Genomic DNA, 13,819 nt, shown 5'->3' with positions numbered 1-13,819 from the left:
ATCAGGTATCCAGTAACGTACGGGCAACGGCCTGCAGTTTACGGGTGAGCGGCCCTGCCGGCCAGTTCAGCGCGGCGAATTCACGCACGGGCCAAATGCCGTAGACACTGTTGCAGACGAATACCTCGTCGGCTTGCTCCAGCGCCTCCATCGGCAAGTCCCGCACCTGCGTAGGGATACCCAGCAGCGCAGCCTGTTCCAGCAATGCCGCGCGCATCACCCCGGCCACGCCGCAACGGCTCAGGTCGGCGGTGAACAATGCACCGTCACGCACCAGGAACAGGTTGCTGTACACCCCTTCGATCAACCGCCCTTGGCCGTCACGCATCAAACCTTCGGCAAACGCGCTGTCCTGCCATTCGGCACGGGCCAGCACCTGCTCGAGGCGGTTGAGGTGTTTGAGCCCGGCCAGCAGCGGTTGTTCCGCAAGGCGCGTCTCACAGGGGAACAGCCGCACGCCGACCTCGGCATGCTGCGCCGGGTAGGCCGGCAAGGGGCCGCCTTGCAGGATACGCCGTGCCTGCGCGCCGGCCAGCGGGGCATAGCCGCGCTGGCTGTCGCCACGGGTCAGGATCAGCTTGGCGACGCCTTCGCCCAGTTGCCGGGCGAATTGCAACAGTTCATTGCGAACCAGCGTCAGGTCGGCTTCGATCGCCAGGCGCTGGCATCCCAGCGCCAGGCGGTCGAGATGCTGCGCGAGCAGGCTGGGCCTGCCGCCGCGCACGGCGATGGTCTCGAACAGGCCATCGCCGTAGGCCAGGCCACGGTTCTGCAGATTGACCGCAGCCGCGTCCTGGCCATCGATCCAGCTGAGCATCAGCCGGCGAACCGGCGGAACACCAGCGAACCGTTGGTCCCGCCAAAGCCGAAGGAGTTGGACAGCACCACGTCGATCGGCATGCTACGCGCCTGGTGCGGCACGAAGTCCAGGTCGCAGCCTTCGTCCGGCTCATCCAGGTTGATGGTCGGCGGCGCCGTCTGGCTGTTGATCGCCAGGACGCTGAAGATCGCCTCCACCGCACCAGCGGCGCCGAGCAGGTGGCCAGTCATCGATTTGGTCGAACTGACTGCCAGCTTGTAGGCATGCTCGCCGAACACCCGCTTGATCGCAGCCACTTCAGCCACGTCGCCAGCCGGCGTCGAGGTGCCGTGGGCGTTGATATAGCTGACCTCTTGCGGCTGGATACCGGCATCGCGCAGGGCGTTGGCCATGCAACGGGCGGCGCCTTCGCCGGAATCGGGTGGCGAGGTCATATGGTAGGCGTCACCGCTCATGCCGAAACCGACCAGCTCGGCGTAGATGGTCGCGCCGCGGGCCTTGGCGTGCTCAAGCTCTTCGAGCACCAGGGCGCCGGCGCCATCGGACAGCACGAAGCCGTCACGGCCCTTGTCCCAGGGACGGCTGGCGCGGGTCGGCTCATCGTTGCGGGTGGACAGTGCCCGGGAGGCACCGAAACCGCCCATGCCCAGGCCGCAGGCGGCCATCTCGGCGCCACCGGCGATCATCACGTCGGCTTCACCGTAGGCGATATTACGCGCGGCCATGCCGATGCAGTGGGTACCGGTGGTGCAGGCGGTGGCAATGGCGTAATTCGGCCCCTGCGCACCCAGGTGAATCGACAGGAAACCCGAGATCATGTTGATGATCGAGCCTGGCACGAAGAACGGTGAGATACGACGCGGCCCCTTCTCGTGCAAGATCTTGCTGGTTTCTTCGATGTTGGTCAGACCACCGATACCCGAGCCCATGGCCACGCCGATGCGTTCACGGTTGGCATCGGTGACTTCCAGCCCGGCATTGCGCACTGCCTGGAAACCGGCCGCCAGGCCGTACTGAATAAACAGGTCCAGCTTGCGGGCTTCTTTCTGATCAAGATACTGCCCGACCTCGAAGCCCTTCACCGAGCCGCCAAAACGGGTGGAGTAGGCAGACAGATCCGTATGTTCGATCGGACCAATGCCACTGCGGCCAGCCAGAATGCCCTGCCAGGTGCTCGGTACATCGGTACCCAGTGGCGACAGCATACCCATACCAGTGACCACGACGCGTCTACGCGACACAGTACTCTCCTCATTTCCAAATAACAGAGTCTCTTGCCAGTGCACTTGCCATGGCGAATGGAATGGCAGCAAACCCCGGCTCTCGCAAAGAAAAAACCGCACGCCGGCAAAGGCAGTGCGGTTTTTCCCGACAAGAAGCGTCGACTACAGCGTCTTAGGCCTGGTGGGCGTTGACGTAGTCGATGGCAGCTTGAACGGTAGTGATCTTCTCGGCTTCTTCGTCAGGGATTTCGGTCTCGAATTCCTCTTCCAGAGCCATCACCAGCTCAACAGTGTCAAGCGAATCGGCACCCAGGTCCTCAACGAAGGAAGATTCGTTCTTGACTTCATCTTCCTTGACGCCCAGTTGCTCGGCGACGATTTTCTTGACGCGTTCTTCGATGGTGCTCATACCTAGTTTTCACTCCTAATGGACATATGTCAGGTAGCTGGCCGGTGACCAAGTTTATAGGAAGACGCCTGCTTTTCAAGCGTAACGCGCCTTCCACCAAGTCACCGGGCCCTCTGCCCGGAATCTGGTTGCAGCTTTATAACGGATTTTAGGCTCGGAGTATGACTCTTTTTTGAAGCAATCCGTCACATTGAGTTGCGGTTTTACATGTACATCCCGCCGTTCACCGGCACGGTGGCACCGGTGACATAGGCTGCGCCGTCGGAAGCCAGGAAGGAAACCACTTTCGCGATTTCCTCGGCCTGGCCCAGGCGGCCCAGCGGAATCTCTTTCTGCAGGGCCTCGCGCTGCGCTTCGGGCAGTTCGCGGGTCATGTCGGTGTCGATGAAGCCCGGGGTCACCGAGTTGACGGTGATACCACGTGAGCCCACTTCGCGGGCCAGGGCACGGCTGAAGCCTTCCAGGCCTGCCTTGGCGGCGGCGTAGTTGGCCTGGCCGGCGTTGCCCATGGCACCCACCACCGAACCGATGCTGATGATACGGCCCCAACGGGCCTTGGTCATGCCGCGCAGCACGCCCTTGGACAGACGGTAGAGGCTGTTGAGGTTGGTGTCGATCACATCGAACCACTCATCGTCCTTCATGCGCAGCATCAGGTTGTCGCGGGTGATGCCGGCGTTGTTGACCAGGATGGCCGGCGCGCCGAACTGCTCGCCGATGGCGCCCAGCACCGCATCCACGGACTCGGCGCTGGTGACGTTCAGCTCAAGGCCGGTACCGTTGATGCCGTGCTCTTTCAGGGTGGCGGCAATGCGCTCGGCACCGGAAGCGGTGGTGGCGGTACCGATCACGGTAGCGCCCTGGCGGCCCAGCTCGAGGGCGATGGCCTGGCCGATACCACGGCTGGCGCCGGTGACCAGTGCAACTTTACCTTGCAGGCTCATGCAAGCTTCTCCGAATTCAGGCCAGCGCCGCACGGGTGGCGGCGACAGCGTCTGGGGTGTTGAGGTTGTAGGTGGTCACGCCGTCGGCGCAACGCTTGTTCAGGCCAGCCAGGACCTTGCCCGGGCCGCATTCGACCAGGTTCACCGCACCGCGCTCGGCCAGCGCCTGCACGCACTCGACCCAGCGTACCGGCTGGTACAGCTGCGCCAGCAGGTCTTGCTTGAGGGCATCGAGGTCGGCGGCGATGGCCGCGGTGACGTTCTGCACCACCGGGATCTGCGGCGCTTTCCATTCGATGGCGTTGACCGACTCGGCGAAGCGCTCGGCGGCCGGCTTCATCAGGGCGCAGTGCGATGGCACGCTGACCGCCAATGGCAGGGCACGCTTGGCGCCCTTGGCCTTGCACAGCTCGATGGCACGATCGACCGCAGCCTTGTTGCCGGCGATGACCACTTGGCCCGGCGAGTTGAAGTTCACCGCGCTGACCACTTCGTCTTCGGCGGCTTCGGCGCAAATCTCGACCACCACGGCGTCGTCCAGGCCAAGGATGGCGGCCATGGCACCATGGCCGGCAGGCACGGCCTCCTGCATCAGCTGGCCACGGCGCTCGACCAGGCGTACGGCATCTTTCAGCGACAGGCTGCCAGCGGCGACCAGGGCGCTGTATTCACCCAGGCTGTGCCCGGCGACGAAAGCCGGCTGCGCACCGCCCTCTTCCAGCCACAGGCGCCACAAGGCGATGGAGGCGGTCAGAATGGCCGGCTGGGTCTTGTCGGTCTGGTTGAGTTGTTCTTCCGGGCCTTCCTGGACCAGTTTCCACAGGTCGTAGCCCAGGGCCTCGGACGCTTCCTTGAAGGTCTCGACGATTACCGGTTTTTCGGCGCCCAGCTCTGCGAGCATGCCCAGCGACTGGGAACCTTGACCAGGAAAGACGAATGCGAGGGATGCAGACATTGAACAAGCCCTTATGATCTTGTCGTCGGATAGGGTGCGCCAGGCCGCGGGCCAGACGCGCAATCTGAAAGCTTGGATGGAATGGCGGACCAAGCGGTCACATTTAAGCACTTCATCGCGGATATGCCTAAGACCTGTTTTGGCCGCATCGCGGATGAATCCGCTTCTACAAGCGAACCTACCCCCCGCAGGAGCGGATTCATCCGCGATGAAGCCCACGCCGACATCACGGCAACAGGTCTTCGAGACGCCCATGCAGGCGCTGCGGCAGGTTTTCCTGAATCTCGATCAAGGCACGCTGGATCGCGCTTTGGAAGCCCTGCACGCCCGCAGAGCCGTGACTCTTGATGACAATGCCCTGCAATCCCAGGAAACTCGCGCCATTGTGTCGCGCAGGCGCCAGGTCGGCCTGCAGGCGCTTGAGCAGCGGCAAGGCCAGGGCACCTGCGGCTCGCGCCAACAGCCCGCCACGGAACAGCGCCTCGATACGGGCACCGATCATGGTCGCCAGGCCTTCGCTGGACTTGAGCAGGATATTGCCGACGAAACCGTCGCACACCACCACGTCCGCCTCGCCACGGTACAGCCCGTCACCCTCGACGAAACCGATGTAGTTCAGCCCCCGGGCGTTCTGCAACAGGCTGGCGGCCAGCTTGACCTGCTGGTTGCCCTTGATGTCCTCGGTACCGATATTGAGCAGCGCCACACGCGGCCGATGCACGCCCAGGGCCTGGGCGGCCACCGAGCCCATCACGGCGAACTGGTAGAGGTTTTCCGCGCTGCAGTCGACGTTGGCGCCGAGATCAAGCAACTGGCAGTAGCCGGCCTGGGTCGGGATCGCCGCCACCATCGCCGGGCGATCGATACCGGGCAAGGTCTTGAGCACGAAACGCGACAAGGCCATAAGCGCGCCGGTATTGCCAGCACTCACGCAGGCCTGGGCCTTGCCATCACGCACCAGTTCGAGGGCGATGCGCATCGACGCGTCCGGCTTGCCCCGCAACGCCTGCGATGGCCGCTCGTCCATGCTGATCACTTCGCTGGCCGCGACAATCTGCAGGCGCGCGCGATCCGCAGCCGCAAGGCCGCCGACAAGATCTTCAAGGAGGGAGGGTTGACCGACGAGGGTCAGGTGCAGCGAGGGGGTAGCCGATAGGCAGGCAATGCTAGCCTGGACAATGCTGCGGGGACCGAAGTCCCCGCCCATTGCGTCGATCGCGATGATCTGAGCGGACAAGGATTACTCGTCAGCGCCCTTGTCGATCACTTTGCGACCACGGTATACGCCTTCTGGCGAAACGTGGTGACGCAGGTGTACTTCACCGGTGCTCTTCTCTACGGACAGGGCGTTTTCCGACAGGGCGTCGTGCGAACGGCGCATGTCACGGGCAGAGCGGGATTTTTTGTTCTGCTGAACAGCCATAATTGATTAACTCCTAAACGTTTGGGTCACGCTTTAACTGCGCCAATACACTGAACGGGTTGGACCGCGATACCTCGTCCTTGCTCGGCTCGGGCTCATCGAGTCCCGCCGGCTGCTGGCATTCTTCCGGATGATGAGCAGGCACGATCGGCAGGGCGAGCAACAGCTCTTCCTCGACCAGCGCCTGCAGATCCAATGGATCTTCGCCCAGTTCCAGCACGTCATAGCCTTTCGGCAACGACTGGGTGTTCGCACCCTCCTTCACCACGGCGTACGTACATTCGCTGTGGATCGGCAGGGTGACCAGCTCAAGACAACGCTGGCAAACCATCTTGACTTCGACATCCAGCGCGCTGTGGATAACCACCACGTGCTGTTCATCTCGTTCAAAATCGAACTTCGCCTGCACCGTACCGACACTGTCGGAAAGCGGGTCGCAGAGTCTTTCCAAATCAGCGAGTTGCAGCGAACCTTCGAGGGTTACGCCGCGATCAGCCAATTTGCGCGGGTCAACGTGAGGTGGAATCGGGTCATTCAACATAGGCGCAGCATTCTAGGGATGCACCCCCTCCCTGTCAAAGGAAATTAGGTGCCATCTCGCATGTTAGAATTCGGGGCAATTGCCCAGGAGTCTACCATGCTTCCCTTGTTACTGGCTTCCAGCTCGCCCTACCGCCGCGAACTGCTCACCCGCCTGCGCCTGCCCTTCACCTGGGCAAGCCCCGACCTTGACGAACGGCGCCTCGATGGCGAGCCCGCCGTCGAGCTGGTGCGCCGCCTGGCCCGACAGAAAGCCGAAGCCCTGGCTGCCAGCCACCCCGACCACCTGATCGTCGGCTCCGACCAGGTGGCGGTACTGGGCGAGCAGATCCTCGGCAAGCCCCACACCTTCGAACGTGCCTGCGAGCAGTTGCTGGAGGCCAGCGGGCAGCAGGTCACCTTCCTCACCGGGCTGGCACTGCTGAACAGCGCCACGGGGCACTGCCAGGTGGATTGCGTGCCGTTTACCGTGACGATGCGCGAGCTGGATCGAGAGCGCGTGGAGCGCTACGTGACGGCCGAGCAGCCACTGGACTGCGCCGGCAGCTTCAAGGCGGAAGGATTGGGGGTCAGCCTGTTCCAGAGCACCCATGGCTGCGACGCCACGAGCCTGATCGGGCTGCCGCTGATTCGGCTGGTGGACATGCTGCACAAGGAAGGCGTGCAGGTGCCTTGAAAATGCAATCGCGGGGCAAGCCCGCTCCCACGTGGCCAATGAGCGACCCGTGGGAGCGGGCTTGCCCCGCGATGAATGCCACGCCGACTTCAGATCAACGCAACGAAGGCCCCTGGAAGCCCATATACAGCGCCAGGCGCTCCGCCACACTGGCACCGATGCGCTTGGAGAAACGATCGAACGGCGACTCCTGCACGGTGAAGTCCACCAGTTCCCTCTCGCCCACGATCTCGCGAGCGACATAGCTGGCGCTGCCCAGCCCGTCCACCAGACCCAGTTCCTTGGCCTGCTCGCCCGACCAGATCAGCCCGCTGAACAACTCAGGGTGATCCTTGTCTTTCAGGCGCTCGCCACGCCCCTGCTTGACCATGGCGATGAACTGGCGGTGCGTGGTATCCAGCACGCCCTGCCAGAACGCGGTCTCTTCCGGCTTCTGTGGCGAGAACGGATCAAGGAAGGCCTTGTGTTCGCCCGCCGTGTAGGTGCGCCGCTCCACGCCCAGCTTGTCCATGGCCCCGACAAAGCCGTAGCCCGCCGCGGTGACGCCGATGGAGCCGACCAGGCTGGCCTTGTCGGCATAGATCTCGTCGGCCGCGCTGGCAATGTAGTAGGCGCCGGAGGCACCCAGGTCGGCAATCACCGCGTACAGCTTGATGGCCGGATACTCGGCGCGCAGACGGCGGATCTCGTCGTACACATAGCCCGCCTGCACCGGGCTGCCGCCCGGGCTGTTGACGCGCATGACCACAGCCTTGGTTTTGGGATCCTTGAAGGCTTCGCGCAGGCTCTTGACGATATTGTCGGCGCTGGCAGGTTCCTGATCGGCGATCACCCCGCGCACCTCGACCAGCGCAGTATGACTGCCGCTGCGCGAGGCGGCCTTGTCCACATCCATCAATGGCGTGAACAGGAACAGGATGCCGAACAGGTAAATAAAGGTCAGCAGCTTGAAGAAAATCCCCCAGCGCCGCGCCCGACGCTGCTCCTGGACACCCGCCAGCAAGGTCTTCTCCAGTAACTTCCAGCTCTTGCGCTCCTCGCCGGCCTCATCAGCCTCGGGCGCCTTCCACTCGTCAGTCATGCTCACCTACCTTGGAAATTGATCTGCGCAGGCCTGTCCAGCCATTCGCGCAACTGGGAAAAATGTTCGATGCACACTTGCGGGCCAAATTCGGCCAGGGCCTGCAGCGACATGGCGCCATAGCCCACGGCGACCGAATGCATGCCGGCATTGCTGGCCATCTGCAGGTCGAACGCCGAATCTCCGACCATCAGCGCCCGCCCGGGTTCGACCTGGCAGTGGGCGAGAATCTCCTCGAGCATCAGCGGATGCGGCTTGCCGCGGGTTTCGTCGGCAGCCCGGGTAATGTCGAAGTAGCCTTCCCAGCCATTGGCCTTGAGCACCCGATCCAGACCGCGTCGCGCCTTGCCGGTGGCCACCGCCAGACGATACCCCTCGGCACGGAACGCTGCCAGCGACTCGACCACACCGTCGAACAGCGGCGACGGCTGTTGATCCAGCGCCATGTAGACATCGGCGTAATGCTGGCGGAATGTTTCCACCTGCGGAGATTCAAGATGCGGATACAGGGTGGCGATCGCCTCCCCCAGCGCCAGGCCAATGATGCCCTTGATCGCCTCGTCGTTGCTGGCGGCCTCCCCGGCACGCCCGGCAGCAACGTTCATGGCCTCGACAATGCGCCCGATGGAATCGGCCAGCGTGCCATCCCAGTCGAAGATCAGCAGGTCATAGCTTTTGTTCATGGCTCAGGACGCCAACCGCGCAATGGTCTTGGCCCACATCTCGTCCACTGGCGCCTCGAGCTTGAGCTCGCCGCCGTCGGGCAGCGGCACGGTCAGCTGGTAGGCGTGCAGGAACAGGCGCTTGCCACCCAGGTCGCGAATCTCGCGGCTGAAGTCTTCATCGCCGTACTTGCTGTCGCCGGCGATCATGTGCCCGGCATGCAGGGTGTGCACGCGGATCTGATGGGTGCGCCCGGTAATCGGCCGCGCCTCGACAATCGTGGCGAACTCGCCGAAACGGCGCAGCACGCGGAACATCGTCAAGGCCTCCTTGCCCTCGTCGTTGACCTCGACCATGCGTTCGCCGGAGCGCAGATTGCTCTTCTGCAACGGCGCATTGACCTGCTTCTTCGAAGTCGGCCAGTGGCCACGCACCAGCGCCATATAGCGCTTGTCCACGCCATCGCCGCGCAATGCGGCGTGCAAATGGCGCAACATGCTGCGCTTCTTGGCGATCATCAAAAGGCCTGAGGTGTCGCGATCCAGGCGGTGCACCAATTCCAGTTCCTTGGCATCAGGACGCAACTGGCGCAACGCTTCGATCACTCCGAAGCTCAGCCCACTGCCGCCATGCACGGCAATACCGGCCGGCTTGTTCATCACGATAAGCGCCTTGTCTTCATAGACAATCGCGGCCTCCAGGCGCTGCAGCAGCCCCTGGGCGACCGGCGCGGGCTCATCGCGCTCAGGCAGGCGCACCGGCGGCACCCGCACGATGTCGCCGGCCTGCAGCTTGTACTCAGGCTTGATCCGGCCCTTGTTGACCCGCACCTCGCCCTTGCGCAGGATGCGGTAGACCAGCGTCTTGGGCACGCCCTTGAGCGCGGTGATGAGGAAATTGTCGATGCGTTGGCCGGCAAGCTCCGGCGCGACTTCGATCAGCTGAACGCCGGAAGTCGGAGGGGTATTGGTCGTCATGGCGGGATCATAACAATTTTTTATGGAATTGAAGCACTTAATCATAACTGCTATAGTCGCGAACGCCGCCAAAAGCGGCAGGCCAGCGGCATCAGGCTCTACGCCGGCCCTGACCATCGCAATTCCGAGGACGCGAGGCCGTCCTACGGAGCGTTTGCCAGTTTAACTAAATGCCTGGAATCGCCACCAGCGCTGTGTAGAGAAGACCGAAAAAAACGACAAGTGCGGTGTTTCACCTGCTTACCCGCTTCTTTTCGCCGTACCTCTGCCCGCCACCGTCGTTTCCGCGCATTCGGGCGAATGCTTCGGAAATACCTGCCTTGGATATGTCATGGCGCCAGCCCGGAACCGGGCTGGCGAAAAATGCAACCCGTTGCGGATTCAGCGCGCGGCAGCACCGAATTTTCAGGGATACGTGCAGGGTGGAGATGCACAGCCTTCGGACCGTGTGGCACCGAACCCGACCCAGCGCCCCACTCAACGGGCGATGAGCGGGCAAGGTCCTGAACAGACGCCCTCGTGGCATCCACGGACGACCGGTTGATTCCTCCTCCTGACTGAGTGCACCAGGCCCGCTCGATTGATTCGGATAACCTTCGAAAAGCTCGACAGGTCTTTTGGCACCGCAAAACAGGACGCGTCGTCGCGACAACGGCAGGCTGGGCAACCGGCTGGTGCCGAACGTCGTCAGACACGGGGGTGGTTCGCCACCCTTTGCGCACCTTGGCACCGATCATGAAAAGTCGTGTGTGCCGAACGCCGTTTCCGGCAGCCCGGAAACCGACGGTACAACATGAAAAGAATGCTGATTAACGCAACTCAACCCGAAGAGTTGCGTGTAGCCCTGGTGGACGGCCAACGCCTCTACGACCTGGACATCGAGTCCGGTGCCCGTGAGCAGAAAAAGGCCAACATCTACAAAGGCAAGATCACCCGGATCGAGCCCAGCCTTGAAGCCGCCTTCGTCGACTTCGGCTCCGAACGTCACGGCTTCCTGCCGCTGAAGGAAATCTCCCGCGAATACTTCAAGAAAGCCCCTGAAGGCCGGGTCAACATCAAGGAAGTCCTGAGCGAAGGCCAGGAAGTCATCGTCCAGGTCGAGAAGGAAGAGCGCGGCAACAAAGGCGCCGCCCTGACCACCTTCATCAGCCTGGCCGGCCGCTACCTGGTGCTGATGCCCAACAACCCGCGCGCTGGCGGCATCTCCCGCCGCATCGAAGGCGAAGAGCGCAACGAGCTGCGTGAAGCACTGAACGGCCTGACCGTTCCGGGCGACATGGGCCTGATCGTGCGTACCGCGGGCCTTGGCCGCAGCAGCGAAGAAATGCAGTGGGACCTCGACTACCTGCTGCAGCTGTGGACCGCCATCAAGGAAGCCTCGCTGGACCGTACCGCGCCGTTCCTGATCTACCAGGAAAGCAACGTCATCATCCGCGCCATCCGCGACTACCTGCGCCAGGACATCGGCGAAGTGCTGATCGACAGCATCGACGCCCAGGAAGAAGCCCTGACCTTCATTCGCCAGGTGATGCCGCAGTACGCCAGCAAGGTCAAGCTGTACGAAGACAGCGTGCCGCTGTTCAACCGCTTCCAGATCGAAAGCCAGATCGAGACCGCCTTCCAGCGCGTCGTCGACCTGCCGTCCGGCGGCTCGATCGTGATCGACCCAACCGAAGCCCTGGTTTCCATCGACATCAACTCGGCGCGCGCCACCAAGGGCAGCGACATCGAGGAAACCGCCCTGCAGACCAACCTGGAAGCGGCCGAAGAGATCGCCCGCCAGCTGCGCCTGCGTGACATCGGCGGCCTGATCGTCATCGACTTCATCGACATGACCCCGGCGAAGAACCAGCGCGCCGTCGAAGAACGCGTGCGCGAATGCCTCGAGGCCGACCGCGCCCGTGTGCAGGTCGGCCGCATCTCGCGCTTCGGCCTGCTGGAAATGTCCCGCCAGCGCCTGCGCCCATCGCTGGGCGAGAGCAGCGGCATCGTCTGCCCGCGCTGCTCGGGTACCGGCATCATCCGTGACGTCGAGTCGCTGTCGCTGGCAATCCTGCGCCTGATCGAGGAAGAAGCCCTGAAGGACCGCACCGCCGAGGTGCGCGCCCAGGTACCGATCCCGGTGGCCGCCTTCCTGCTCAACGAGAAACGCAACTCGATCACCAAGATCGAGCTGCGCACTCGCGCGCGCATCATCATCCTGCCGAACGACCACCTGGAAACCCCGCATTTCGAAGTCCAGCGCCTGCGCGACGACAACCCGGACGTGCTGAACAACCAGTCCAGCTACGAAATCGCCTCGGCCGAAACCGAAGAAGCGCCGCTGCCGACCGCCACCCGCACCCTGGTACGCCAGGAAGCCGCGGTGAAGACCGCACCGGCCCGCGCCAACGCACCGGTACCGGCCGCTGTCGAAGAGCAGCCAGCCGCACCCGTGGCACCGGCGCCTAGCGTACCGGAGCCAAGCCTGTTCAAGGGCCTGGTCAAGTCGCTGGTCAGCCTGTTCGCCGGCAAGGAAGAGCCTGCCGCCGCACCGGCCGTCACCACCGAAAAACCGGCCACCGAGCGTTCGCCACGCAACGAGGAGCGCCGCAACGGTCGCCAGCAGAGCCGCAACCGCAATGGCCGCCGCGAGGAAGACCGCAAGCCGCGTGAAGAACGCAGCGAGCGCGCCCCGCGTGAAGAGCGCCAGCCACGCGAAGAGCGTGCACCGCGTGAAGAACGCGCCCCACGCGAAGAGCGTCAGCGCCAGCCGCGCGAAGACCGCCGTGGCAACCGTGAAGAGCGCGTGCGCGAACTGCGTGAGCCCCTGGATGCCGCACCGGCCCCGGCCGCCCGCGAAGAACGCGCCCCGCGTGAAGAGCGTGCGCCACGTGAGGAACGTGTAGCCCGTGAAGAGCGTGCACCACGTGAAGAACGTGCCCCTCGCGAAGAGCGCGCGCCGCGTGAAGAACGCGCACCACGTGAAGAGCGTGCACCGCGTGAAGAACGCGCACCACGTGAAGAGCGTGCACCGCGTGAAGAACGCGCCCCTCGTGAAGAGCGTGCGCCACGTGAAGAACGCTCTCCGCGCGAAGAGCGCCAGCTGCGCCCTGAGGCGCAGGCCGTCGAACAGGCCGCCGAGCTCGCCGAAGAGCAACTGCCGAACGACGAGCTGCTGCAGGACGAGCAGGAAGGCACCGATGGCGAGCGTCCGCGCCGCCGCTCCCGTGGCCAGCGTCGTCGCAGCAACCGTCGTGAACGCCAGCGCAACGCCAATGGCGAGCTGATCGAAGGCGACGAAGACGCCGGCGAAGAGCAGCAGCCACAACAGCACCAGGCCACCGAGCTGGGCGCTGAACTGGCCGCCGGCACTGCCGTCATCGCCGCCGTTGCCACCAGCAACATCAGCGCCGATGCCGAAGCCCAAGCCAACCAGCAGGCCGAGCGCGCCAGCGCCGCTGTCGCCGAAACCCAGGTGGAAATCACCGAGGTCGTGGCCGAGCAGGTCGCCATCGCCCCGGTGGTCGAGCAACCGGTCAGCGAGCCAGTGGTCGCCGTCGAGCCGAGCATCGAACCGGTGGTCGAAGTAGCGCCGCAGCCAGTGGTCGAAGAAGCCCCTGCCGAGCAGCCTGCCGTCGTCGCCGAGGCGCTGCAAGCCCCTGCCGTGGAAGCCGGTGAAATCGAGCAGCCGCAGGTAGTCGAAGCCACCGTGGTCGAAGCCCCGGTAGCCGAGCAGCCTGTAGCGGTCGTCGAGCCAGTGGTCGAGGCCCAGCCGGAAGTGACTGAAGCACCTGCCGCCGAGCCTGCGCCGGTCGTTGCCGAGCAGGCGCCCGAGGAAGCACCGGCTCCGGTCGAAGCGCCTTCGGCGATGCTGGCCAACGGCCGCGCCCCGAACGACCCACGTGAAGTGCGTCGCCGCAAGCGCGAAGCCGAAGCTGCAGCCGCCGCTGCCGCCCAGGCCGCTGCCGAAGCCGCCCCTGCGCAAGCGCTGGAAACCGCCGACGAGCACAAGCCTCATCACGGTTGATAGCCTCGGCTGAATGAAAAAGCCCCGCCAGTGCGAACTGGCGGGGCTTTTTCTTTGCCGGGATGGTAGCGGCTCTATTGGTGATCCGGGCTTGCCCCG

General features: G+C 63.9%; 13 protein-coding genes. 2 read left to right on the top strand and 11 right to left on the bottom strand.

What is annotated here, in order from left to right:
- Position 1: 1 nt before the first annotated feature.
- From pabC to OH705_RS15935, 8 genes are all read right to left on the bottom strand, one after another.
- Positions 2-817: an aminodeoxychorismate lyase gene (pabC, locus tag OH705_RS15970; RefSeq protein ID WP_267302517.1), complete on the bottom strand. Its 816-nt coding sequence runs from the start codon at positions 815-817 to the stop codon at positions 2-4.
- Positions 817-2,061, bottom strand: coding sequence for a beta-ketoacyl-ACP synthase II (gene fabF, locus OH705_RS15965; protein ID WP_094010647.1), 1,245 nt, complete (start codon positions 2,059-2,061; stop codon positions 817-819). Before fabF ends, pabC begins: the two co-directional genes overlap by 1 nt.
- Before the next feature lie 154 nt (positions 2,062-2,215).
- On the bottom strand, positions 2,216-2,452 hold the full coding sequence (gene acpP, locus OH705_RS15960; RefSeq protein WP_023630495.1) for an acyl carrier protein: 237 nt from the start codon (positions 2,450-2,452) through the stop codon (positions 2,216-2,218).
- A 203-nt stretch (positions 2,453-2,655) separates the two neighbouring features.
- Positions 2,656-3,396, bottom strand: a complete 741-nt coding sequence (gene fabG / locus OH705_RS15955; RefSeq protein WP_023630496.1) for a 3-oxoacyl-ACP reductase FabG — start codon at positions 3,394-3,396, stop codon at positions 2,656-2,658.
- Positions 3,397-3,412: 16 nt separating this feature from the next.
- Positions 3,413-4,351 carry an ACP S-malonyltransferase gene (fabD, locus tag OH705_RS15950; protein ID WP_023630497.1) on the bottom strand — a complete coding sequence of 313 codons (939 nt, stop codon included), beginning with the start codon at positions 4,349-4,351 and terminating at the stop codon, positions 3,413-3,415.
- Between the two features lie 226 nt (positions 4,352-4,577).
- Positions 4,578-5,588, bottom strand: coding sequence for a phosphate acyltransferase PlsX (gene plsX / locus OH705_RS15945; RefSeq protein ID WP_267302516.1), 1,011 nt, complete (start codon positions 5,586-5,588; stop codon positions 4,578-4,580).
- A 3-nt stretch (positions 5,589-5,591) separates the two neighbouring features.
- Positions 5,592-5,774 (bottom strand): 50S ribosomal protein L32, encoded by a 183-nt coding sequence (gene rpmF, locus OH705_RS15940; RefSeq protein WP_008096416.1) that lies wholly within the window; start codon positions 5,772-5,774, stop codon positions 5,592-5,594.
- A gap of 13 nt (positions 5,775-5,787) precedes the next feature.
- The gene (locus OH705_RS15935) at positions 5,788-6,315 is read right to left on the bottom strand and encodes a YceD family protein (protein WP_267302515.1); all 528 of its coding nucleotides are present in this window, start codon (positions 6,313-6,315) and stop codon (positions 5,788-5,790) included.
- Positions 6,316-6,411: 96 nt separating this feature from the next.
- On the opposite strand from OH705_RS15935, the gene OH705_RS15930 reads away from it, so the two are divergent.
- Positions 6,412-6,990 (top strand): Maf family protein, encoded by a 579-nt coding sequence (locus tag OH705_RS15930; protein ID WP_110605479.1) that lies wholly within the window; start codon positions 6,412-6,414, stop codon positions 6,988-6,990.
- A gap of 94 nt (positions 6,991-7,084) precedes the next feature.
- Here the strand turns inward: OH705_RS15930 and OH705_RS15925 are convergent, their stop codons facing one another.
- From OH705_RS15925 to rluC, 3 genes are read right to left on the bottom strand one after another with little or no spacing between them, the layout of a single operon-like run.
- Entirely contained in the window at positions 7,085-8,071 is a 987-nt protein-coding gene (locus OH705_RS15925) for a S49 family peptidase (protein ID WP_023630839.1), read from the bottom strand.
- A gap of 2 nt (positions 8,072-8,073) precedes the next feature.
- The gene (locus OH705_RS15920) at positions 8,074-8,754 is read right to left on the bottom strand and encodes an HAD family hydrolase (protein WP_267302514.1); all 681 of its coding nucleotides are present in this window, start codon (positions 8,752-8,754) and stop codon (positions 8,074-8,076) included.
- 3 nt (positions 8,755-8,757) lie between these two features.
- A complete protein-coding gene (rluC, locus tag OH705_RS15915) occupies positions 8,758-9,711 on the bottom strand; it encodes a 23S rRNA pseudouridine(955/2504/2580) synthase RluC (protein WP_023630837.1) in 954 nt (317 codons plus the stop codon).
- A gap of 793 nt (positions 9,712-10,504) precedes the next feature.
- On the opposite strand from rluC, the gene rne reads away from it, so the two are divergent.
- Positions 10,505-13,720: a ribonuclease E gene (gene rne / locus OH705_RS15910; RefSeq protein ID WP_267302513.1), complete on the top strand. Its 3,216-nt coding sequence runs from the start codon at positions 10,505-10,507 to the stop codon at positions 13,718-13,720.
- Positions 13,721-13,819: the final 99 nt, after the last annotated feature.

It is taken from the genome of Pseudomonas sp. BJa3 (genome assembly GCF_026343815.1).
Lineage (GTDB): Bacteria > Pseudomonadota > Gammaproteobacteria > Pseudomonadales > Pseudomonadaceae > Aquipseudomonas > Aquipseudomonas soli.
The sequence above is the reverse complement of the archived record's forward strand: the minus strand, read 5'-3'. Positions and strand labels throughout refer to the sequence as shown.